Here is a 22,497-nt window from a genome sequence, read left to right on the forward strand (position 1 = left end):
GCGGCCTCCTTCAGGGCTGCGCCTTGGCCGCGAAGGCCGCGATGGCGCGCTTGTGGAAGCCGTCCGAGAAACACGCCTTCTCCAGTGCGAGCGAGGTGTCGAGCACCAGGTTCACGGCCTCGCGCACGTGCTTGTTCAGCGCGGCCTTGGTCGATCGGATCGCCATGCGCGAGCCTTGGCACAGCCGCTCGGCGGTGGCCTGGGCTGTGGCCACGAGTTCGGCCGATGGCACCACGCGGTTGACCAGGCCGATGCGCTCGGCCTCCACGGCATCCAGGCTGTCGCCGGTCATGAGGTACTCCTTGGCGCGCGACAGGCCGACCAGCAGTGGCCAGACCACCGCACCGCCGTCGCCGGCCGTGACGCCGATGCGCACGTGCGGGTCGGAGATCTTCGCGTCGTCGGCCATGTAGACCATGTCGCAGAACAGCGCCAGCGTGGCGCCCAGGCCGGCCGCCACGCCGTTGACGGCGGCGACGATGGGCTGCGGCAGCTCCGACAGGTCGACGATGATCTTGCGCGCCTCGACGAACAGCGCGTCGAGCTGCGCCGGCGTGATGTCGCGGAACCAGGCCAGGTCGCCGCCGGCCGAGAACGCACGGCCCTCGCCGGTCAGCACCACGGCGTCCACGCTGGCGTCCTGCGCGATCTGGGAGAACACGCGCGACAGTTCGGTGTGCAGCGTCGCGCTCACGGCGTTCAGCGCCTGCGGGCGGTCGATGCGCACCGTGAGCACGGCACCGGCCTGGCTGAAGCGCAGGGTCTTGTAGTGGGAGTAGGGCATGGCGGTCGGGAGGATGGGGAGGGGAAGAGTCAGCTGGCGGTGACGCCGGCATCGACCGTGAAGCTCGCGCCGGTCACGTAGGAGGCACGTGGCGAGCACAGCCACACCACCATGTCTGCGACCTCTTCGGGCCGCGCGAGCCGGCGGATGGCGGCGCGCTGCAGCCCGGCGTCGAGCAGCTTGTCGCTGAAGATGGCTTCCTCCCCCGTGGTCATCGGCGTGTCGATGTAGCCGGGGCAGACAGCGTTGATGCGGATGCCGTCGCGCCCGCACTCCAGCGCGGCGGCCTTGGTCAGCCCCACCACGCCGTGCTTGGCCGCGCAGTAGGCCGAACCGCCGAACGCGCCGCGCAGTCCCATGATGGAGGCGGTGTTGACGATGGCGCCGCCGCCCTGGCGCTGCATGGCCGGGATCTCGTGGCGCAGGCAATGGAACACGCCGCTCAGGTTCACGTCGATCACGCGCTGCCATTGCGCCGGACTGTGGTCCACGGTGCGCAGCGGGTAGCCCGCGATGCCGGCGTTGTTGAAGGCGGCGTCCAGCCGCCCGTGCCGCGTCAGCGTCTGCGCCACCATGGCAGCGCAATCCTCGTCGCGCGTGACGTCCACGCGCAGCGCCGAGGCCTGGCCTGCGGCCGCACCGACCAGCCGCGCGGTCTCCTGCGCCGCCGCCTCGTCGATGTCGGCCGCCACCACAGTCCAGCCCTCGGCCGCCAGGCCCAGCGCCGTGGCGCGGCCGATGCCCGAACCGCCGCCCGTCACGATGGCCACCCGGCCCTGGATGCTGCCGGCCTGCATCAGCCCGCCTTCTTCGCCACCAGCGGGCATTGCGACTCGGACAGCGGGCGCCAGCTCTGCTCGGCCGGCACCGTCTCCAGGATCTTGTAGAGATCCCAGGGTCCCTTGGACTCGGCCGGGGCCTTGACCTGCGCGATGTAGGTCTGGCGCATGACGCGGCCGTCCTCGCGGATGCGCACGCTGTCGGAGTAGAAGTCGTTGACCGGGAGCTCGCGCATCTTCACGCGCACCGCATCGGCGTTCTTGGTCCCGGCGGCCTTGACCGACTGCAGGTAGTGGTAGACCGCGCTGTAGGTGCCGGCATGCGCCTCGGCCGGCATGAACTTGTTGCGCTCGAAGAAGCGCTTGGAGAAGGCGCGCGTCTTGTCGTCCAGGTCCCAGTACCAGACGGTGGAGAACACCGCGCCCTGCGCCACCGGCAGGCCCAGCGCGCGCACGTCGTTGAGCAGCAGCGTGAGAGCGACGAGCTTTTGCGACTTGCCGCCCATCTGAAACTCGTTCCACTGCTTGATCGAGTTGGTGGTGTCGGTGATCGCGTTGGCCAGCGCGACCACGTTGGCCTTGGCCGACGAGGCCTGCATCAGGAAGGACGAGAAGTCGGCGCTGTTGGGCGGGTGGCGCACGCTGCCGACGACCTTGCCGCCCGCGCTGTTCACGGCCCGCGTCGCGTCGGCCTCCAGGGCCTGGCCGAACGCGAAGTCGGCCGTGACGAAGTACCAGTTCTTCTCTCCGGCGCGTGCGAGCTTGGCCGGCAGGCTGCTGGCGAACATGTAGGTGTCGTGGCTCCACTGCGTGCCGTAGGGGGTGCAGGCCTTGTCGGTGAACACCGAGCTCGAGGCGCCGGTGATGAAGACCAGCTTCTTCTGGTTGCGCGCGAGTTCCTGCACGCCGAGGCCCACAGCCGAGTTGCCGATGTCGGCGATCACGTCGACGCCGTCGCTCTCGTACCACTTGCGCGCCGTCGCCAGGCCTACGTCGGGCTTGTTCTGGTGGTCGGCCGAGACGAACTGGATCTTCTTGCCCAGGACTTGGCCGCCGAAATCCTCGATGGCCATGCGGGCCGCGTCCACCGAACCGGGGCCCAGCGAAGACGACAGGAAACCCGTCATGTCGGTGAGCACGGCGATCTTGACGGGATCGGAATCGGCGGCATGTGCGGCCAGGGTGGTCAACAGCGCGGCGGTGGCGGCAGCCAGCCGGGCGCGGTGGAATCGTGTGGTCTTCATGGGTGCTTGTCTCCGTTGCTGTTGGAAGGGTCCCGCTGCGATGATGGGCGTGCGGTGCCGGCTCGGCCTCGTTCGAAAGTACAGTTTTGGCACCAGCTCACAGCGGGACGCGCAGTCGCTGCGCGACCTCGCCGACCACCCCGCGCCGAAAGGCGAGCACGCAGACAGCGAAGATCACGCCCTGGATCACCATGACCCAGGAATCGAGGTGCGCGAGGTGGTTGTGCATCATCACGATCGCGCCCGCGCCAACCACGGGCCCCAGCAGCGTGCCAAGCCCGCCCAGCAGGGTCATGAGCACGACCTCGCCGGACATGGCCCAGTGCGCATCCGGCAGCGCGGCCAGCTGGAACACCAACGCCTTGGTGGCGCCGGCGGCGCCGGCCAGCGCGGCCGACAGCACGAAGGCGAGCAGCTTGTAGCGGTCGACCTCGTAGCCCAGCGAGATCGCGCGCGGCTCGTTCTCGCGGATCGCCTTGAGCACCTGGCCGAACGGCGAGTGCACGATGCGCCAGACCAGCAGGAAGCCCGCGAGGAAGACCGCGAACACGAAGCCGTACATGGCACCGGGGCGCGCCAGATCCACCAGCCCGAACAGCCGGCCGCGCGGCACGGCCTGCAGGCCGTTCTCGCCGCCTGTGAACGGCGCCTGCAGGAAGAAGAAATACACCATCTGCGCGAGCGCCAGCGTGATCATCGCGAAGTAGATGCCCTGGCGCCGGATCGCCAGCAAGCCGCTGACCAGCCCCAGCAGCGCCGCGCAGGCCACGCCGAACAGCACCGCCAGCTCGGGCGTCAGGGCCCAGACCTTGGCCGCGTGCGCGGCCGCGTAGCCGGCAACGCCGAGGAACATGGCGTGCCCGAACGACAGCAGGCCGCAGAATCCGATGAGCAGGTTGAAGGCGCACGCGAACAGCGCGAAGCACATGACCTTCATGAGGTAGACCGGGTACACGAACAGCGGCGCGAGCGCGAAGAACGCGACCATCAGCGCGAAGGCCAGGGCCTGGCCGTGGCGCGCCAGGAACGTGGGTTGGGGCATGGCGGGTCTCTCTAGTTCCGGGCACCGAACAGGCCGTTCGGCTTGGCGAGGATCACGAGGGCCATCAGCACGAACACCACCGTGTTCGCCGCCTCGGGATAGAACACCTTGGTCAGCCCCTCGGCCAGCCCCAGGCCGAAGCCGGCCAGGATGGAGCCGAGGAGGGAGCCCATGCCGCCGATCACGACCACGGCGAAGACCACGATGATGAGTTCGGTGCCCATCAGCGCGCCGACCTGGTAGATGGGCGCGGCCATCACGCCGGCCAGCGCTGCGAGCCCGGCACCCGCGCCGTAGGTCAGCGTGAGCATGCGCGGTACGTTGATGCCGAACGCCTGGACCAGCGTGGGGTTTTCGTTGGCGGCGCGCAGGGTGCCTCCCAGCCGGGTGCGCTCGATCAGCAGCCAGGCCGCCACGCAGACCGCGACCGAAAAGCCGATCACCCACACGCGGTAGTACGGCATGAACATGAAGCCCAGGTTGCGCCCCCCCGACAGCTGCGCCGGCATGGGGTAGGGCTGGCCCGAGGAGCCATATTCGCTGAGGAACACGCCCTGCACGATGAGCCCCAGGCCGAAGGTCAGCATCAGGCTGTAGAGGTGGTCCACGCGGTACAGCCTGGACAGCATCAGGCGCTCGACCACCGCGCCGAGCGCGCCCACCGTGAGCGGCGCCAGCAGCAGCGCCCACCAGTAGCCCACGCCCGCCTTGTGCAGCAGCAGGTAGGCGATGAAGGCGCCGAACATGTACTGCGCGCCGTGTGCGAAGTTGATGATGCGCAGCAGGCCGAAGATGATGGCCAGGCCCAGCGACAGCAGCGCGTAGAACGAGCCGTTGATGAGCCCGATCAGCAGCTGGCCGAACAGCGCCTGCGAGGGGATGCCGAAGATGTCCATGGCGTCAGACCCCGAGCTGCGTGTGCAGCATGTCCATATGGGCGGCCAGTTGCGCGGTGGCGAAGCCCTGCACCATGCGGCCGCCCTCCATCACGTAGAAGTAGTCGGCCAGCGGCGCCGCGAAGCGGAAGTTCTGTTCCACCATGACCAGCGTGAAGCCGAGCGCGCGCAGCTGGCGGATGGCGCGGCCGATGGCCTGCACGATCACCGGCGCCAGGCCCTCGGAGGTCTCGTCCAGTAGGAGCAGCCGCGCGCCGGTGCGCAGGATGCGCGCCAGCGCCAGCATCTGCTGCTCGCCGCCCGACAGCCGCGTGCCCGGGCTTGCGCGGCGCTCCCGCAGGTTGGGGAACAGCGCGTAGATCTGGTCCAGCCCCATGCCGCCGGCGGCCAGCCGGGGCGGAAGCAGCAGGTTTTCCTCGCACGACAGGCTGGCGAAGATGCCGCGTTCCTCGGGGCAGTAGCCGATGCCGTGCCGCGCGATGTCGTGCGGCGCCAGCCCCAGCAGTTGCGCGCCGTTCAAGCGGATCGACCCCTTGGCGCGGCCCATCAGCCCCATCACGGCCTTCAGCGTCGTGGTGCGGCCTGCGCCGTTGCGGCCCAGCACGGCCACCACTTCGCCAGGGTAGACCTGCAGGTCCACGCCGTGCAGCACGTGCGATTCGCCGTAGAAGGCATGCAGGCCTTCGATCGCGAGCAGCGGCTGCTGCCCTGCGCGGGCCTCACGCATGGCGGGTCCCCGGGAGCGCGGCATGCTCGGTTCCCATGTAGGCCTCCAGCACCTGCGGGTCGGTCGACACCTGCGCGTACGGCCCCTCGGCGATGACCTTGCCACGCTGCAGCACGCTGATGGTGTGGGCGATGCGCTCAACCACGCCCATGTTGTGCTCCACCATCAACACGGTGCGGTCGGCCGCCACCTTGGCGATCAACGCGGTCACGTGGTCGATGTCCTCGTGGCCCATGCCCTGGGTGGGCTCGTCGAGCAGCAGCAGCGCGGGGTCGGCCGCCAGCGTGGTGGCGATCTCCAGCGCGCGCTTTCGGCCGTAGGGCAGCTCGGCCGCGGGCCGCTGCGCATGGGGGCTCAGCTCGACCGTGGCCAGCAGCTCCATGGCGCGCGCATGCAGACCGTGCAGCGACCGTTCGCTGCGCCAGAACCGGAAGGTGGTGCCCAGCTTGCGCTGCAGCGCCACGCGCACGTTCTCCAGCACCGACAGCTGCGGGAACACGGCCGAGATCTGGAACGAGCGCACCATGCCCTGGCGCGCCACGGCCGCCGGGCCGCTGGCGGTGATGTCCCGGCCGTCGAACACGATGCTGCCGCCCGTGGGCGCAAGGAACTTGGTGAGCAGGTTGAAGACGGTGGTCTTGCCGGCGCCGTTGGGACCGATCAGCGCGTGGATCTGGCCGCGGCGTACACGCAGGTCGACGTGGTCGACCGCGACGAAACCGCGGAATTCCTTGACCAGCTGTCTTGTCTCGAGGATGTAGTCGTTGTAGGGCATGGCGCTCTCTGGTGGCGCCGCGATGTTCGAGCCGGGCCCGGTGGGCGGCCTCGTTCGAAAGGACAGTTTGCGGGCCGGGTTTGTACCGAGTGCCCGCGCCGGTGCAGGGTCGTCAGTCCAGCAGGCCGCGCTGGCGCGCGACCGCGATGGCGTGGGTGCGGCTCTCGGTTCCCAGCTTCACGTTGATGCTGCGCAGGTGCGCCTTGACAGTGGTCTCGGAGACGAACAGCCGCTCGGCGATGGCACGGTTGCGGTGGCCTCCCGTCAGCAGGCGCAGCACCTGCAGCTCGCGTTCGGACAGCACCCCGGCACTGGTCGGCGCGGTGCTGGCCGGCGGCTGGCCGGCTGGCCGCTGTGGGGAAACACCGCCGGCCGCCAGCAGTCTGGCGACGAAGCCTGCCAACCCGGCATCACCGCCGTGTGCCTCGGCCAGCGAGTCCTGCAGTTCGCCTACCCAGCGCATGAGCATGGGGCCTTCGTCGACGAAGCTGCGCACGAAGCCCTCGCCGGCAGCGAACTGCACGGCGTCGCGCAGGCGCCGCAGGCCGGCGGCGGTCTGGCCCGTGGCGCACAGCGCCTCGGCCAGCAGAATCGAGAGCTTGAGCGCGCGGCGGTGCCGCTGCAGCGCATCGGCTTCCTTCAGGGCCTGCTTGAGCGGCGCCAGCGTGGCCTCGGCGCGGCCCGTGCGGATGCGCAGGCGGAACTGGGCGATGGCGGGTGCTTCGGTGTCGTTGGCGTGCGTGACGAGGCCGCCGAGCGGCTGCCAGGTGCGCTCGTCGCAGCCGCTGGCTAGCTGGTTCTGCGCGGCCACCACCTCGCCGCGCAGCAGCGCGACGCGGCTGCGTTCGAGCCGCGCCGTCGCCACCATGCGGGGCAGGCCATGGCGGTGGCCGACGACTTCCATCTCGTCGAGCAACTCGTCCGCCCGGCTCTGGTGGCCGCGCGCGCAGGCGATCCGGGCCAGTACGGCAAAGCTGGTGATGAGCTGGTCCGGTGCAGCCGCGTCCTTGAGCAGCGGCAGGTAGATGTTCAGCAGGCGCTCCGCCTCGTCCAGCGCGTTCGCCTCGTACAGCGCCTCGGCCAGGAAGGCCGCGGCCACAGTGTTGTTCGCAGCCTGCGGCAGCAGCGCCGCGCCGCCGCCCGCGAGCGCGGCACGAAAGCCGGAAGTGGCATTGCGCAGGTGTCCCTGCGCGAAGTCGATGGCGCCTTCCAGGCACAGCGCCATCGGCGCGATGAAGGAGTCGCCGATCTCCTGCACCCGCCGGCGGGCCTGTTCGAGGAAGCCGCGGGCCTCCGCGAAGCGGCTCTCGGCCACCAGGCAGAAACCGTAGGATGCGCCCAGCATGGCGTAGGAGAACGGCTGGGCCGGCGTCACCCTCGGCGTGCAGACGTGCCAAAGCTCGGCAGACTCCTTGACCCGGTCCTGCATGGCCAGGATGAACGCGCGCTGCACGCTGATGGCCACGGCCGGCACGTCCTGCTCGCCAAGCGTACCTGCGGCCAGGCCCGCCTGCAGCGTGTCGAGCAGCTTGAGGCTTTCGTCGTAGCGGTGGGCCAGGGTCAGCGCCCAGCCGAAGATCAGCATCAGCGCCGGATGCTGCGCCAGGCGTGCCGCCACGGCGGGCGCTGCATGCCAGCGCGCCAGGGTGCGGGTGCGGCCGAGCCACAGCAGGTCGTTCGCATGGGCTTGCAGCAGCGCCATCAGGTAGTCCCCGTCGCCGCACTGCAGCGCGTGCTCGATCGCGCGCGTGGGCTTGCCATGCCCGGCCCACCACTGCGCGGCGCGCTGGTGCAGGCCATGCACTTCCTGTGGTGCGCTCTGGCGCAGCTGATCGCGCAGGAAGCCGCTGAACAGGGCGTGGTAGCGGTACCAGTGGCGCTCACTGTCCTGCGGCACGAGGAACAGGTGGGCGCGCTCGATCTGCGCCAGCAGCTCGTGGCTGTCGCCGCGCTGCAGCAGGTGGTCGCACAGCGGCGCGCTGAGTTCCTGCAGCACGCTGGTGCCCAGCAGGAACCGGCGCACGGGTTCGGCCTGGCGCGCCAGCACGTCCTCGACGAGGTAGTCGGCGATGGAGGCGTTGGAGCCGTCGAAGGTCTCAACGAAGCGGTGCGGATCGCTGCGGTCTCGCAGCGCCAGCGAAACCAGCCACAACGCCGCCGGCCAGCCCTCGGTCCGGTGCTGCAGGCGCAGGATGTCGTCGTCGCGCAGTGCCAGGCCGCGCTGCTGGCGCAGGAATGCAGCGGTCTCCGCGGAGCTGAAGCGCAGCTGCGGGGTTTCGATCTCCACCAGTTGGCCGTGGGCCCGCAGCCGGCCCAGGCCCAGGTCGGGCACGGTGCGCGAACCGATGACGAGCCGTCCGCCCGCGGGCAGGACGTCGATGAATTGCCGCACCAGGCCCAGAACGACCGGGCTTTCGATGACTTCGAAGTCGTCCAGGAACAGCACGAACTCGCCCTCGAACGCGGCCAGGTGTCCGGCCAGATCGAGCATCGCGCCGTGCGTGTCGTTGGCGACTGCGCCGTCGTACCGGCCGAGCGCCGATGGAATCGCAGTGTCGATGGCCCTGAAGGCTTCGACCAGATAGGCCAGGAAGCGGTCGACGTCGTTGTCAGCCTTGTCGAGCCTGAACCAGCCGGTGGCAATGCCGCGGTCCCTGAGCTGCAGGTAGTACTGGACCATGGCTGTTGTCTTTCCGAACCCCGCCGGACCGTGAACCAGCAGAAGGGCGGGGTGGTCTGCCGCGTGCATATGCTCCATGAGCTGTGGGCGCGGCACCGGCCGCGGCGAGGTCAAACGGGGATGGAGCTTGGCCGCGACAAGATGTCGCCTCACTGCCTTCGAGTGCATTTCCAACCCTTTGTCTCCTCAGGTTTTGGCGTACAGACGCAAGTTCGTGGCCAGCAATGCGGTTGGCGACCGAGCGGCGAATCGTCGGCCGCTTCCCACAACTGACCCCTGGTCAAGTGGAACGAGTGCTGAATGGCTGGAACTGGGCCAGTTTACGGAACTGGAGTTCAAGCTCCTTCCACATCGGCAGACGCGACCCTACAGCTGTTCTTTCGAACGAGATCAGATCTGCCGAGGATTTCGGCGGATACACCGGAGTGGGGTGCTGTGCGCAATGTGGCCAGTTTCACCCGCAGCAGCAGTTGATAGCACGACCACTCATCTCCGATGGAGCAGCGCCCGAGCCCCTGCTGGGGCTGGCTTTGAAGGCTCCCAACCGGATCGATCTGCATTTGGCAGGCTCCAACTGCGATGCAATGGCATTGGCGCACCGCGCCAGATCCCTTGCTCGCGTGCTGCGTCGATCAGCTTTCAGCGTCGCGTTGGCCCCGATGGCGGTGATGGCCAGGACCTATTGCGCGAATTCGTCGCAGACCGCCTTTGACAACGTCGTGACGTCGCTCACCGCCCCGTCAACAACCGATGCAAACCGCCGCTTCTGGATGTCCAGCAACCTCGCGTGCAGGGCCGCGTCCGGTCGCGATGCCTCGCCGGTTGGCCAGGAGGAAGATCATTTTGACAACGGCGCGCCATGGTGTCTGATGCTGACCTCCAGCAACACGCATCGCCGCACCCGCGCGGTGCAAAGTCGAACGCAAGGGCGCGCGGGGCGTCATCGAAAGTACGCCGTCAGCACTTGAATCCCTGACTGCCTGCCAACAGCTGCGCGCCTGTCACATTCACGAGCATCGCCGGCCGGTGTATCTGCGATGGAGACCCGTCGTGAACGGGCGGAAGCCGGCCGACAGCAGTGCGCCCGCAGCTGCCTGTCATTTCTCCCGTGGAGCAATCAACTAGTTGACCGCCTTGACCGCCTTGACAGCTGCCGTGGTCGCGCGTTGTGGCGTTGGCGGGCGCGTTCGGGCACACGGATGTTGTCGCAGCGGTCCGTGGCACTCTGAGCGACTTGCCGATGCGCACGGGCTCTAGGCCGTCGGTGGCGACGCGTCGAGCCCGCCGCGCACAAACTGCATGTACGTGCGCACCACCGATTCCGGAATGCCGCTGTTCTGCTTGGATCGGTGCAGGTGATACAAATAAAGGTAGTCACGCGCCGCGATCAACAGGTAGGCAAGCGTGTCCAGTTCATCTTCACGGTACTTGGTGATCACGCCGGCCCGGCGAGCGCGTTTGAGAAACTTCATGTAGCGCTGCACCACCTCTTCGTGGTGCCGCGCCCAGGCGGCAGGCGCCTCGACCTCGGCCTCGTTCAGCACACGCCAAAACCACGTGTTCTCCTGCAGGTACTCGAACACGGCGCGCGCGCCGATCTCCTCGATCTCGAAGAAGTCGCTCTTGCCGTGGGCGCGCTCGCGCACGTGCTCGAGCATGTGCAGTCCGAAGTGCGGCAGCAGTTCATCGAACAGTGCCTGGCGCGATTCGAAGTACAGGTAGAAGGTGCCTTGGGCCATGCCCGCGTCGGCCGTGATGCGCTGGATCGAGGCGTCGCGGTAGCCGAACTCGCCAACGATACGCGCGGCCGACACCAGCAGCTGCTCGCGCGTGCGCGCCGCGCGCTCGTCGCGAGTGCTCTGCACCGCAGGCGAGAAGACCTTGCGTGGCCGTCCTGCCCGGCTGCCTGATGCGCTTGCCACATCCATTCCTTTCCTGTTGTTGGAGGCTTGCGCTCGCACGCCGCTGAAGTGTTCGATTTCAGTTTACTGGCCTGTTTCGTTCCGCCCAGGTCGGGTGTTTTCCCTAGTGCCGGCAGGTCACAAATGGCTGAAACTGATTAATGAATCATGATTCATTTTATGCCGCAAACCACCACCCCCGAGCAAGCGCGCCAAGCCGAGAACGCCTTCCGCGCCGAGGTCCGCGCGTATTGCGAGCACGACCTGCCGTCGCATGTGCGCGCCAAGGTGCAGGGCAACCTGTTTCTCACGAAAGAGGACAACCTGGACTTCCTGCGCTCGCTGGCGACGCGCGGCTGGGTTGCGGGCCATTGGCCGCGCGCCTTTGGCGGTGCCGAGTGGACGCCGCTTCAGCGCTTCGTCTTTGAGGAGGAAAGCACGCGGCATGGCGCGCCATGGCTCATTCCGTTTGGTGTGAACTACGTCGGTCCAGTGATCTACACTTTCGGGTCGAAGGCGCAGAAGGACAGATTCTTGCCGCCCATCCTGGCGTCCGAGGAGTGGTGGGCCCAGGGCTACTCTGAACCCGGCGCGGGCTCGGACCTCGCCGGGCTCAAAACCCGCGCCGTCCGCCATGGCGACCACTACCGCGTGAGCGGCCAGAAGATCTGGACCAGCTACGTGCAATGGGCCGACTGGATGTTCTGTCTTGTGCGCACCAGCGAGGAGGCGCGGCCGCAGCAGGGCATCTCCTTCCTGCTGATCGACATGCGCAGCTCCGGCGTGCGCGTGCAGCCCATCCGCACCATGGACGGCTGCCACCATGTCAATGAGGTGTTCTTGGACGACGTGCGCGTGCCGGCCGAGAACCTGGTCGGCGAGGAAGGACGCGGCTGGACCTATGCCAAGTTCCTGCTCAGCAACGAACGCATCCTGGCGGCCGAGACCGGCCGCTCCATGCGCCAACTCGAGCACTTGAAGCGCCTGGTGCGCGAGGTGCCCAGCAGCGGCGTCGCCGACCGGCCGGCCTTCGAGCGCCGCGTCGCGCGCATCGAACTGGCGCTGCATGCGCTGCGCGCCTACTGCCTCGCCTATGCGCGCCGCATGGACGCCTCCGGCCCGCCCGGTGTGGAGGCCTCCATCATGAAGCTGCGCGGATCCGAGTTGCAGCAGCAGATCTCCGAGGCCACGCTGGACTGGCTGGGCCAGGCCGCCATCGTCTACGACCCGGCCGACGTGCATGCCGATGCGGCGCGCTCGCCGCTGGGTCCGCAGGACGCCAGCGGAGCCGTGCGCGAGTACCTGCACGGCCGCGCCTCGACCATCTACGGCGGATCCAACGAGATCCAGCGCAACATCATCAGCAAGGCGGAGCTCGGCCTGTGACGCACAAGATCTGGTTCGACGACACCGATGCGGCCCTGGACGAGGCCGCCCAGCGTTACCTTGACGATCGCTACGCCTTCGCAGAGCGCCAGCGCCTGGCACCGGCCGCCCGCCGCTTCGATGCCGGCGTCTGGGCTGGTTTGGCGCAGATGGGCTGGTGCAGCGTTGCCAACGAGGCCGAGCAGGGCGGCCTTGGGGTGCGCGTCGGCTCCATCTGCCTGCTGGCGGAGCGCGCCGGCCGGGCTCTGCTCAACGAGCCCTGGCTGTCCAGCGGCGTCCTGGCACCCTGGTTGGTCGGGCAACACGGCGGCACCGCGCAGCAGCACACGTGGCTGCCTGGTCTGCTGAACGGCCAGCGCCGCGCGGCCTGCGTGCTGGAGCCGCAGACCATGGCGGTGCAGGGCGGCCGGCTGACGGGCCGCCAGGACTTGGTGCCCGATGCCGACCTGGCAGACCAGCTGTTCGTTGTAGCGGAGGGCGGGCTCTGGCAGGTCGAGACCGCACAGGATGGTGTGCGCCGCCGCCCGTTGCCGTTGCTGGACGGCCGCGGCGCAGCCAGCGTTTTCCTCGTGGAAGCGCAGGCCACGCGGCTGGACGGCGCCCAGCCCTTCGCAACCGGCCCGGTGCTCCAGATGGCCTCGCTCGCCACGGCCTGCGATGCCTGGGGCGCGCTGCGCGCAACCTTCGAGCTCACGCTCGACTACCTCAAGACGCGCCGCCAGTTCGGCGTGCCGCTGGGCTCCTACCAGGCGCTGCAGCACCGCATGGTGGACTTCTACATCGGCGTCGAGGAAAGCCGCGCCGTGCTGGACCAAGCCATCGCCGCGCTGGCTGCCGGCGATGCGTCGGCCACGCGCGATGTGCACGCCGCCAAGGCGCTGGTCTGCGAGAACGCGCGGCTCGGTGCCCAGGAAGCCGTCCAGCTGCACGGCGGCATCGGCATCACCGAGGAATACGCCGCCAGCCATTACCTGCGCCGTGTGCGCGTGGACGAGCAGCTCTACGGCGCTGGCGAGCAGCACTTCCTGGCTTTTGCGGCCACTTCGGCCACCGTCTGAACGGAGACAAGACCCATGGACTTTTCCAGCTACGAGTGCATCGAGTTCCAGCGCGAGGGCCGCATCCTCACCATCGCGCTGAACCGCCCAGCGCAGCGCAACGCCGTCAACGCGCGTCTGCACCATGAACTCTCGCGCGTGTTCACCGACGCGCAGCGCGACGAGGGCTCCGACATCGTGGTACTGACTGGCAACGGCAGCGCCTTTTGTGCCGGCGGCGACATCGACTGGATGCAGCTTTCTGTCGACGAGCCCAGCGAATTCGAGCGCACCGCGCGCGAAGCCAAGGACATCGTCTACAGCCAGCTCGACCTGGAGAAGCCGCTGATCTGCAGGCTCAACGGCCACGCCACCGGCCTGGGCGCGAGCCTGGCGCTCCTCAGCGACATCGTCGTCATGGCGGCCGAGGCCCGCATCGGCGACCCGCATGTCAGCGTGGGCCTGGTGGCTGGCGACGGCGGTGCGCTGATCTGGCCGCAGCTGGTGGGCTATGCCAAGGCCAAGAAGTACCTGCTGACCGGAGAGCTCATGGCGGCGGTCGAGGCCGAGCGCATCGGCCTCGTGACCGACGTGGTGCCACGCGCCGAACTCGATGCCCATGTGGCCACGCTAGCCCGGCGCCTGGCGGCAGGCGCAACCAAGGCCATCCGCTGGAGCAAGGTCACCACCAACCTGCCACTGCGCCAGCTGTTCCACAGCTACTTCGACGCTGGCGTGGCCTACGAGTGCCTCTCGAACCTGACGGCCGACCACGCAGAAGCCGTGCGCGCCTTCCGCGAACGCCGCCCGCCCGTGTTCACTGGCCGCTGAAATTCTGCCCGCTGCTTCGTCCCACAACATCCAGGAGACACCCATGCCCGCCATTCAACGCAGAAGCGTTCTCAAGGCCTCGGCGCTCGCCGCGGCTGCCGCCACAGGCCTGCCCGGCCTGGTGCGTGCGCAGTCGGCCCCACTGAAGATCGGCCTGATCACGCCGCTCAGCGGCCCGCAGGAGTTCATCGGCTCCTATGTCAAGAACGGCGCCGACGTGGCGATCGAGCAGATCAACAAAGGCGGCGGCATCCTGGGGCGCCAGGTGCAGCTGGAGATCCGGGACGACAAGGCCAACCCGGCAGCCGCTCTGGCGGCCGCGCGCGAGCTGCTGGGCGCAGGCGTGAACCTGCACACCGGCGGCATCTCCAGCGCCGTGGTGCTGGCACTGGGCCCGGTCATGCAGCAGGAGAAGGGCGTGTTCATGACCTGCGGTGCCGGCACCGAGAAGATGAACCACGAGAACTACTCGCCGAACCTGTTCCGCCCTGGCGATGCGCCCGACGCGCGCACGCGCGCCCAGGCCAAGCTGATGGCGCAGAAGTACCCCGACATCACGCGCTGGACCGGCCTGGTGCCCGACCACGAGTACGGCCGCACCACCTGGAGCATCTTCGTCGACGCGTTGCTGGAGTTCTATCCGGCCATCGCGGGCAAGAAGCCCACGGTGCTGGAGCCCATTCTGATGCCCTACGGCGTCTCCGACTACCGCAACTCGATCACCCAGGCGCTGCGCCAGCAGGCCGACGGTGTCTTCAACTGCACCTACGGCGGCGACGCCATCACCATGTTCCAGCAGGCGCGCGGCTTCGGCCTCATGGGCCGCTACAAGGTGGTTTGCGACGCGGCCAATGAGTTCCTGGTGGCACGTGGCCTCAAGCAGCAACTGCCGGCGCAGTGGACAGGCATGCACTACTACGCCGAGGCCAACAAGGGCAATGCCATGAGCGACCGCTTCGTCGCCGACTACGCGGCCAGGACGCGCGACAGCGAGCCGCTGGGCTGGGCTGCCGAGGCGCATGCCAGCCTGTACGCCTACAAGCAGGCGATCGAGAAGGCCAAGTCCGCCGAGACCGAGGCCGTGATCGCCGCGCTGAAGGGGTTGACGTGGGACACCGTGACCGGCCCGCGCACCATGCGCGCGGAGGACAACCAGGCCATCAAAGACGTGGAGCTCGTCTACCTGGAGCCGGCCGCCACCGACAAGGGCTACAAGGTATCGCAGTACGTGAAGGTCGATGGCAAGACCGTCATCTTCCCGCCCACGCCGGGCAGGAAGCTCACGCTGCGCACCGCCTGAGCGCGCATGCTGCTGGCCGACATCGCCACGCTGCTGGTCAACAGCCTCACCTGGGCGATGGCGACCTTCCTGGTCGCTGCCGGGTTGACGCTGGTGTTCGGCACGCTGCACATCCTGAACTTCTCGCACGGCGGCTTCTTCATGATCGGGGCGTACGGCGCGTACTCGCTGGCCCAGGCCCTGGGCGGCGGCAGCTCGGTCGCCTTCTACCTGTTCGGCTCGCTCGTGGCCGGCGTGTTCGTGGCCCTGCTGGGGCTGGTGGTCGATCGGCTGGTGCTCAGGCGCCTGGCGGGCGTTGAAGACGCCTACGTGCTGATCGCCACCTACGCACTGCTGCTGGTCTGCGAGGGCGCGACCAAGCTGGTCTGGGGCCTGAACTACCACAGCGTGATGCCGCCGGCCGCGCTCGACGGTGCCTGGCTGCTCGGCGACGCCGTGGTGCCGCGATTCTCGCTGTTCATCATCGGCGCGGGCATCGTCGTCTTTGTGGTGCTAGAGGTTTTCCTGAACCGCACCGGCCCGGGCCGCCTGGTCAAGGCCATCGCTGTCGACCCCTGGATGGCTCGGCTGCTGGGCGTCAACGTGCGCTGGGTCTACACCGCCACGGTGGCCATCGGCTTCGCGCTGGCGGGCCTGGCCGGTGGCCTGCTGCTGGCCAACCAGACGCTGTCCCCCACGCTGGCCAGCGCCTTCGTGATCCAGGCCTTCGGCGTCATCATCATCGGCGGCATGGGCAGCATCAGCGGCGCCTTCTTCGGCTCCATCCTGCTGGGCCTGATCGACGCGGTGGGGCAGTGGCTGCTGCCGGGGCTGCCGGGGCTGCCATTCTTCGTGGCCATGACGCTGATCCTCCTGGTCCGGCCGCAGGGTCTCATGGGCAAGAGGCACTGAACATGCAAGCCTCTACCTTCGTGGGCGCCAACGCCCGGCGCGACGCCATCGTGCTGCTGCTGGTCATGGGGGCGGCACTGCTGGTGCCCGCCTTCCTGAACCGCGGCCTGGTGTTCATCGCCGGCATGATCTGGATCAACGCCGTGTTCGGCCTGGCCTTCAACCTGCTGTTCGGCCTGTCGGGCGTGCTGAGCTTCGGGCAGGCCATGTTCTTCGCGGCCGGGGCCTATGCCGCCGCGCTGCTGACGCAGGGCAGCGGCCTGCCGTTCCTCATCGTGCTGCCACTGTCGGCGCTGGTCGGCGCGGCATTGGCGGCGGCCGTGGGTGTGGTGGCGCTGCGACGCAGCGAGGGCGTGTACTTCGCCATCCTGACGCTGGCCTTCGCCGAACTGCTGCATTTGCTGATCGCCAACACCGGAGTGCTGGGGCGCAACGACGGCCTGGCCGGGCTGGCGCGGCCGGTCCTGGCGGTGGGCGGCTGGCACATCGACCTGGCCGCGGGTGACAGCTTCTACTACTGCATCGTGCTGGTGTGCGGTGGGCTGATCGCCTGCGTGCGCTGGATCATCGGCACTTCCTTCGGCCGGGCGCTGCAGGCCGTCAAGCAAGACCCCGAGCGCGCCGAGTTCCTGGGCATCCCGGTGCGGCGGCATCGCCTGGCTGTTTTCGTGCTCGCTGGCGCCGTCACGGCCACGGCCGGCGCGCTGGTCGCGCCCTGGGCGCAGATCGTCACGCCGGAGCTGGCGCACTGGTCCAACTCCACCAACCCCATCCTCTACACGTTGCTGGGGGGCAGCGCCTACTTCTGGGGGCCGGTGTTGGGTGCGTTCGTGCTGTCCTGCGTGTTCTATGTGACGCGCACGTTGGTGGGCCTGTCGGACATGGTGACCGGGTTGCTGCTGCTGGTCGTCGTGGTGGGGTTGCCTGGTGGCATCCTGGGCCTGCTGTCGCGGCTCACGCAGCGGGGAGACAGGAGATGAGCGCGCTCTTGCAAGCCACGACCCTCGACAAGTCCTACGGGCCGATCCATGTGCTGCGCGCAGTGAGCCTGGCCATTGCACCGGGAGAGTCCCACGTGGTCATCGGCCCCAACGGCGCCGGCAAGACCACCTTGTTCAAGGTACTGACGGGCGAGCTCTACCCGGACCGCGGCCAGGTCCTGTTCCAGGGCGCCGACGTCACGCGGATGCCCGCGCACCGGCGCGTGCACCGCGGCTTCGGCCGCACCTTCCAGGTCGCCAAGGTGTTCACCAAACTCAGCGTGCAAGACAACCTGCGCGTGGCGCTGGAGGCCGGCGCACGCCGCGGCAATCCCTTCGGCCGGGTGGCGGCCGTGCGCGCCGCGGCCTTTGACGAGGACATCGCCACGCTGCTGGACGACACCGGCTTCGCCGCCCAGCGCGGGGCTTTGGCCGGCACGCTGGCCTATGGCGACCGCAAGCGGCTGGAACTGGCGATGGTGCTGGCGCTGAAGCCCGCGGTGCTGTTCCTGGACGAACCCACGGCCGGCATGTCGGCGGCCGAGCGCCAGGCCTCCGTGCGCTTGCTGCAGGAGGTCAAGCGCCGGCGCGGGCTGGCCATGCTGATGACCGAGCACGACATGGAGGTCGTGTTCGGCCTGGCCGACCGCATCTCGGTGCTGCACCACGGCGAACTCATCGCCTCTGGCAGCCCCGCAGCGATCCGCGCCGATGCGCGCGTTCAGGAGGTCTATCTGGGCGACGAAGGGGCCTTCCATGCTTGAGGTGCGCGACCTGCATGCGCAATACGGCGACAGCCGCGTGCTGTTCGGCATCGACCTGTCGGTGCCCACGCGCGGCGGCGTGGCGCTGTTGGGCCGCAACGGCGCCGGCAAGTCCACGCTGATGAAATCACTGCTGGACGCCGGCCCGCAGTCGCGCGGCGAGGTGATGCTGAACGGTCAGCCGCTGGCCGGCCTGCCGACCGAGGCGCGGGCGCGCATGGGCCTGGCCCTGGTGCCGGAGGACCGGCGGATCTTCACCACGCTGACAGTGCGCCAGAACCTGGAGCTGGCTTGGCATGCGGCCGGCAAGGACCGCCCCCGCATGCAGGTGGCCGAGGCCGTGGCGCTGTTTCCGATGCTGGCGACGCTGCTGGACCGGCTGGGTTACCAGCTCTCGGGCGGCCAGCAGCAACTGGTGGCGGTGGCCCGCGGGCTCATGGCCTCGCCCCGCCTGCTCATGCTGGACGAACCGGCCGAGGGCCTGGCGCCCAAGGTCGCGCACGACCTGGCGCGCGAGGTGCACGCCGCACGCGACAAGCTGGGCCTGACCGTGCTGGTCGCCGAACAGAGCATCGCCTACGCCCGCCAGTGCACGGAGTACGTCTACCTGCTGGACAGCGGCGCACTGGTCTTCTCGGGCGACTGGGCGGCTTTCGATGCCAATCCCGAACTGAAGACCCGCTACCTGGCGGTGTAGGAGAAGACCATGCGACGAGACATCAGCGGCTGGAACGTGCGTTGGGACGCGGAGCGCGCCCGGCGCTGGGTGGCCGAGGGCAAGTGGCTCGACCGCACGCTCGCCGATGCCGTCCGCGAGGGTGCACGCGACGAACCTGACCGCGTGACCCAGGTCTGCGGAGGGCGCGGCGTGACGGCTGCGGAGGTTTGGGAGAGCGCGAGGCGGCTGGCGAGTGCGCTGCAAACCCATGGCCTGCAAGCGGGCGACGTTGTCGCCTTCCAGACGCCGAATTGGCACGAGGCCGCCTTCATCGACGTGGCCTGCTGCCTGCTGGGCCTGGTGGTTTGTCCCATCGTGACGATCTACCGCGACCGCGAGGTCGAGCTGATCCTCTCGGACAGCGGGGCCAAGGCCATCTTCATTGCCAAGGAATTTCGCGGTCACGACTTCGCGACCATGCTGGCGCGCATCGCGCCGAACGTGCCTACTCTGCGGCATGTCTGGACCGTCCGTGGCGCGGCAAGCACCGGGCGCGACCTGCGCGACCTCATCGATGGCGCTGGCCCGCTGGCGACGCCGCCCGCCGTGTCGCCCGACGCGGTCAAGCTCGTGCTCTACACCTCGGGCACCACCGGCCGGCCCAAGGCGGTCCTGCACTCGCACAACTCGCTGATGCGTGCCACGCTGATGTGCGCGCGACATTGGGGCATCCGGCCCGGCGACACCACGCTCATGCCCTCGCCGGTCACGCATGTCACGGGCTTCAGCCATGGACTGGAGATGCCGTTCTACAGCGGCACGCGCTGCGTGCTCATGGAGAAATGGGACGCGGCCCAGGCGGCCGACACCATCGACCGCGAGCAGGTGAGCTTCACCATTGGCGCCACCCCGTTCCTGCAGGAACTCATGGACGTGGCGCAAGCGCAGCAGCGCGAGCTGCCTTCGCTGCGCTTGTTCCCATGCGGCGGCGCGGCGGTGGCGCCCGAGACCATCTACCGCGTGCCGCGCGTGCTGCCCAACTGCCGTTCGTTCCGGGTCTACGGTTCCAGCGAGGCGCCGATGATCACCATGGGCTTCTGCGCGCCGGGCCAGGAACGGCTGGCGGCCGAGACCGACGGTGAGGTGATCGACTACGAAGTGCGCGTGGTGGATGCCGAGGGCAGGCCCGTGGCGCCCGGTCAGGAGGGGGAGATCTGCGCGCGCGGCCCGGCGCTGTTCCTGGGCTACGCCGATGCCGGCCACACGTCCGAAGCTTTCGACGCGGACGGCTTCTTCCACACGGGCGACATCGGCACGCTGGACGGCAACACCGTGGTCTTCACGGGCCGCATCAAGGACCTGATCAACCGCGGTGGCGAGAAGATCAGCGCCAAGGAGGTCGAGGACCTGCTGCACCAGCACCCCGCCATCCAGGCGGCGGCCGTGGTCGCGATGCCACATGCACGCCTGGGCGAGACCGTCTGCGCCTACGTCATCGCCCGCCCTGGCGCCACGGTGGACGCCGCCGGCATCAACGCTTTGCTGGACGCGGCCGGCGTCGCGCGCCAGAAATACCCCGAGCGCTACTTCTTCGTCGATGCCTTCCCGAGCACGGCCTCTGGAAAGGTCAAGAAGGACCTGCTGCGCCAGGACGCGCTGGAGCGCTGCAAGCGCTGATTTTGCCCACCACCAGGAGACACGATGCACCGCAGAACCTTTGCCGCGGGTGCCGCCGCCATGTTGGCCGCGTTCACTGCCGGCCCTGTGCCGGCCCAGGAGGCCTGGCCCCAGCGCCCCGTCCGTCTGCTCGTTGGCTTCACGCCCGGCGGCTCGACCGACCTGGCGGCCCGCATCGTGGCCCAGGCACTTGGCGAACGGTTGGGCAAGCCGGTGGTGGTGGAGAACAAGCCCGGCGCCAGCGGCAACATTGCAACCGAGTTCGTGGCCAAGTCGGCGCCCGACGGCTACACACTGATGCTGTGCACGATCCCCACCCACGCGATCAACCCGCACCTGTACAAGAACCTGCCCTACGACCACCTCAGGGACTTCGCGCCGATCTCGCTGGTGGCGATGCTGCCCAACATCGTGGCCGTCCATCCGCAGCTGCCTGCCCGCAACCTGCAGGAACTCGTGGCGCTTGCGAAGCAGGAGCCCGCCAAGTACCAGTTTGCTGCGGTGCCTGGCGGCTCGCCGCACCTGACGGCGGAGGTCTTCAAGGACACCGCCGGCATCCAGTTGCAGCTGGTGCCGTACAAGGGCGCGAGCCCGGCCATCACCGACGTGATCGCAGGCCATGTGCCCATCGTGTTCGAGAACGTGGCGCCGACCATGGCCTTCATCCAGAGCGGCAAGCTCCGCCCTATCGCCGTGACCTCGCCCTCGCGACTGCCAGGCCTGGAGTCCGTGCCCACGGTGGCCGAGTCAGGCTACCCCGGCTTCGCCGTCGAGGGCTGGAGCGGCATCGTGGCCCCAACGGGCACGCCGGCTGCAGTGCTGGACCGGCTCAACGTCGAGGTGCGCGCGGTGCTGGCGCAGCCTGAAGTGCAGGCGCGCTTCGTGCAGCTGAATCTGCGCGCGCGGCCGAGCTCGCGCGACGAGTTCGGCGCCTTCATGCGCGAGCAGACTGAGTTTTGGGGCAAGCTGATCGCTCGCATCGGCCTGAAGTTGGACTGAGCCCATGCCTCGCATTCCTGCCCTCCAAGTCGACACGCTGCCGCCCGCACTCCAGGCGTTGCTGGCGAATCGGCCGCCCTACAACGTCTACCGGGTGTTGGCGCATGCTCCCACTGCATTGCCTGGTTTCATGCAGCTGGCCAGCGCTTTGCTGACTCGGGGCGAGCTCGACGCCCAACTGCGCGAGATGGTGATCCTGCGCGTCGGCGCGCATTGCCGATCGGCTTATGAGATCCACCAGCATCTACGACTTGCGCGCCACGTCGGCACGAGCAATGCGCGCATCGACAAGGCGTTACGGCTGGACGGACAAGCTGCCACAGATACGCTGGAGGACCGCCTGCTGGCTTTCACTGACCAAGTGGTTCTGCAGGTCAAGGCCGATGCCGCCCTGTTTGTGGCCCTGCAGTCCGAGCTATCACCGCGCGCGCTGGTTGAGCTGCTGTTGACCATCGGGACGTACATGATGGTTTCGCGTGTGTTGGAGAATCTGGAGGTCGAGGTTGAACGCGATGACGTTGAGATTGCTGGCCACTACCAGGCCCCGACTTCATTAGGCTGACGAAGACGCTCTGCAGATATCCTGTCAGAGACGGCGGTTCAGTTGCTTTCGCCATGTATCGCGGGCATAGGTAGCAAGGCGAAGTTGCAGCGCCAATGTCTGGTCTGCGCCTTTGCTGTCGGTCGCGTGGCGAAGTTGAATGGCGGCGGTGCAGCGGTAGCCGTCACTGACGGCCAGGCGGTAGGTTTCCGGTGCCTAGAACAAAGCTGTCACTGATTCGTCCACCCGACCAATGCTCTGTTGCGGTCAAGTTCGTGGAAAAGATCCCCCACAACTTGGACCGTGAGCTGCATGCGTAGGCATACTCAACCGTAATGGGCGTGCATCCGCGTGCCCTGACCGGCGGATTGAACGCGAAAGCGGTTTGCTGCTACCCTCGGCTGCGTTTGTCACAGCAAAGGCGCAGACTAGATTGAGCAGACAAAGTCGCGCCACAGGGAGAGACATGGTTGCTTTGGTCCGGGGCAATGTGCCCGCTACAGACTTGCGGATGCCTCATTCGCCGACACCTCGTCCGGGAGACAGGGTGGTCTGGTACGTTGACACTCGAAGGGCAACAGGCAAATACGTTGGACATGGCGTAC

Annotated in this window: 21 protein-coding genes; 12 read left to right on the forward strand and 9 right to left on the reverse strand. The window is 68.3% G+C overall.

All coding sequences use genetic code 11. The annotated features are described in order from the left end of the window. Nucleotides 1–10: 10 nt before the first annotated feature. From DES41_RS22125 to DES41_RS22160, 8 genes are all read right to left on the reverse strand, one after another. Entirely contained in the window at nucleotides 11–784 is a 774-nt protein-coding gene (locus DES41_RS22125; protein WP_114469825.1) for an enoyl-CoA hydratase/isomerase family protein, read from the reverse strand. Nucleotides 785–813: 29 nt separating this feature from the next. After that, nucleotides 814–1,581, reverse strand: a complete 768-nt coding sequence (locus tag DES41_RS22130; protein ID WP_114470021.1) for an SDR family NAD(P)-dependent oxidoreductase — start codon at nucleotides 1,579–1,581, stop codon at nucleotides 814–816. Then, nucleotides 1,581–2,807: an ABC transporter substrate-binding protein gene (locus tag DES41_RS22135; protein WP_114469826.1), complete on the reverse strand. Its 1,227-nt coding sequence runs from the start codon at nucleotides 2,805–2,807 to the stop codon at nucleotides 1,581–1,583. The genes DES41_RS22130 and DES41_RS22135 overlap by 1 nt, the downstream gene beginning before the upstream one ends. Before the next feature lie 97 nt (nucleotides 2,808–2,904). Further along, complete coding sequence (locus DES41_RS22140; protein WP_211333057.1) at nucleotides 2,905–3,795, reverse strand: branched-chain amino acid ABC transporter permease; 891 nt, start codon at nucleotides 3,793–3,795, stop codon at nucleotides 2,905–2,907. A 65-nt stretch (nucleotides 3,796–3,860) separates the two neighbouring features. After that, nucleotides 3,861–4,745 (reverse strand): branched-chain amino acid ABC transporter permease, encoded by an 885-nt coding sequence (locus tag DES41_RS22145; protein WP_114469828.1) that lies wholly within the window; start codon nucleotides 4,743–4,745, stop codon nucleotides 3,861–3,863. Between the two features lie 4 nt (nucleotides 4,746–4,749). Continuing rightward, entirely contained in the window at nucleotides 4,750–5,472 is a 723-nt protein-coding gene (locus DES41_RS22150) for an ABC transporter ATP-binding protein (protein WP_114470022.1), read from the reverse strand. Next, nucleotides 5,465–6,247, reverse strand: coding sequence for an ABC transporter ATP-binding protein (locus DES41_RS22155; protein WP_114469829.1), 783 nt, complete (start codon nucleotides 6,245–6,247; stop codon nucleotides 5,465–5,467). Before DES41_RS22155 ends, DES41_RS22150 begins: the two co-directional genes overlap by 8 nt. Before the next feature lie 112 nt (nucleotides 6,248–6,359). Further along, on the reverse strand, nucleotides 6,360–8,927 hold the full coding sequence (locus DES41_RS22160) for a winged helix-turn-helix domain-containing protein (RefSeq protein WP_114469830.1): 2,568 nt from the start codon (nucleotides 8,925–8,927) through the stop codon (nucleotides 6,360–6,362). Between the two features lie 284 nt (nucleotides 8,928–9,211). On the opposite strand from DES41_RS22160, the gene DES41_RS37905 reads away from it, so the two are divergent. Then, a complete protein-coding gene (locus DES41_RS37905) occupies nucleotides 9,212–9,895 on the forward strand; it encodes a hypothetical protein (protein WP_147282919.1) in 684 nt (227 codons plus the stop codon). A gap of 285 nt (nucleotides 9,896–10,180) precedes the next feature. Here DES41_RS37905 and DES41_RS22165 read toward each other — a convergent pair whose 3' ends face one another. Beyond that, nucleotides 10,181–10,888, reverse strand: coding sequence for a TetR/AcrR family transcriptional regulator (locus DES41_RS22165; protein WP_147282920.1), 708 nt, complete (start codon nucleotides 10,886–10,888; stop codon nucleotides 10,181–10,183). 120 nt (nucleotides 10,889–11,008) lie between these two features. Here DES41_RS22165 and DES41_RS22170 point away from each other — a divergent pair, with 120 nt between their 5' ends. The 11 genes from DES41_RS22170 to DES41_RS22220 are packed head-to-tail and all read left to right on the forward strand — an operon-like array spanning nucleotide 11,009 to nucleotide 21,913. Further along, entirely contained in the window at nucleotides 11,009–12,214 is a 1,206-nt protein-coding gene (locus tag DES41_RS22170; RefSeq protein ID WP_114469832.1) for an acyl-CoA dehydrogenase family protein, read from the forward strand. Further along, the gene (locus DES41_RS22175) at nucleotides 12,211–13,272 is read left to right on the forward strand and encodes an acyl-CoA dehydrogenase family protein (RefSeq protein WP_114469833.1); all 1,062 of its coding nucleotides are present in this window, start codon (nucleotides 12,211–12,213) and stop codon (nucleotides 13,270–13,272) included. The genes DES41_RS22170 and DES41_RS22175 overlap by 4 nt, the downstream gene beginning before the upstream one ends. Before the next feature lie 15 nt (nucleotides 13,273–13,287). Next, nucleotides 13,288–14,082 carry an enoyl-CoA hydratase-related protein gene (locus DES41_RS22180; protein WP_114469834.1) on the forward strand — a complete coding sequence of 265 codons (795 nt, stop codon included), beginning with the start codon at nucleotides 13,288–13,290 and terminating at the stop codon, nucleotides 14,080–14,082. Nucleotides 14,083–14,125: 43 nt separating this feature from the next. Next, nucleotides 14,126–15,382 carry an ABC transporter substrate-binding protein gene (locus tag DES41_RS22185; protein WP_114469835.1) on the forward strand — a complete coding sequence of 419 codons (1,257 nt, stop codon included), beginning with the start codon at nucleotides 14,126–14,128 and terminating at the stop codon, nucleotides 15,380–15,382. A gap of 6 nt (nucleotides 15,383–15,388) precedes the next feature. Then, nucleotides 15,389–16,273 (forward strand): branched-chain amino acid ABC transporter permease, encoded by an 885-nt coding sequence (locus tag DES41_RS22190; protein ID WP_114469836.1) that lies wholly within the window; start codon nucleotides 15,389–15,391, stop codon nucleotides 16,271–16,273. A 2-nt stretch (nucleotides 16,274–16,275) separates the two neighbouring features. Next, a complete protein-coding gene (locus DES41_RS22195) occupies nucleotides 16,276–17,253 on the forward strand; it encodes a branched-chain amino acid ABC transporter permease (RefSeq protein ID WP_114469837.1) in 978 nt (325 codons plus the stop codon). Between the two features lie 8 nt (nucleotides 17,254–17,261). Further along, a complete protein-coding gene (locus tag DES41_RS22200; protein WP_211333047.1) occupies nucleotides 17,262–18,017 on the forward strand; it encodes an ABC transporter ATP-binding protein in 756 nt (251 codons plus the stop codon). Beyond that, nucleotides 18,010–18,714, forward strand: a complete 705-nt coding sequence (locus DES41_RS22205; protein WP_114469839.1) for an ABC transporter ATP-binding protein — start codon at nucleotides 18,010–18,012, stop codon at nucleotides 18,712–18,714. Before DES41_RS22200 ends, DES41_RS22205 begins: the two co-directional genes overlap by 8 nt. 9 nt (nucleotides 18,715–18,723) lie before the next feature. Then, on the forward strand, nucleotides 18,724–20,352 hold the full coding sequence (locus tag DES41_RS22210; protein ID WP_114469840.1) for an AMP-binding protein: 1,629 nt from the start codon (nucleotides 18,724–18,726) through the stop codon (nucleotides 20,350–20,352). A 24-nt stretch (nucleotides 20,353–20,376) separates the two neighbouring features. Further along, nucleotides 20,377–21,351 (forward strand): Bug family tripartite tricarboxylate transporter substrate binding protein, encoded by a 975-nt coding sequence (locus DES41_RS22215; RefSeq protein ID WP_114469841.1) that lies wholly within the window; start codon nucleotides 20,377–20,379, stop codon nucleotides 21,349–21,351. 4 nt (nucleotides 21,352–21,355) lie between these two features. Continuing rightward, the gene (locus DES41_RS22220) at nucleotides 21,356–21,913 is read left to right on the forward strand and encodes a carboxymuconolactone decarboxylase family protein (RefSeq protein ID WP_114469842.1); all 558 of its coding nucleotides are present in this window, start codon (nucleotides 21,356–21,358) and stop codon (nucleotides 21,911–21,913) included. Nucleotides 21,914–22,497 lie beyond the last annotated feature (584 nt).

The organism is Pseudorhodoferax soli, from assembly GCF_003337555.1.
Lineage (GTDB): Bacteria > Pseudomonadota > Gammaproteobacteria > Burkholderiales > Burkholderiaceae_C > Pseudorhodoferax > Pseudorhodoferax soli.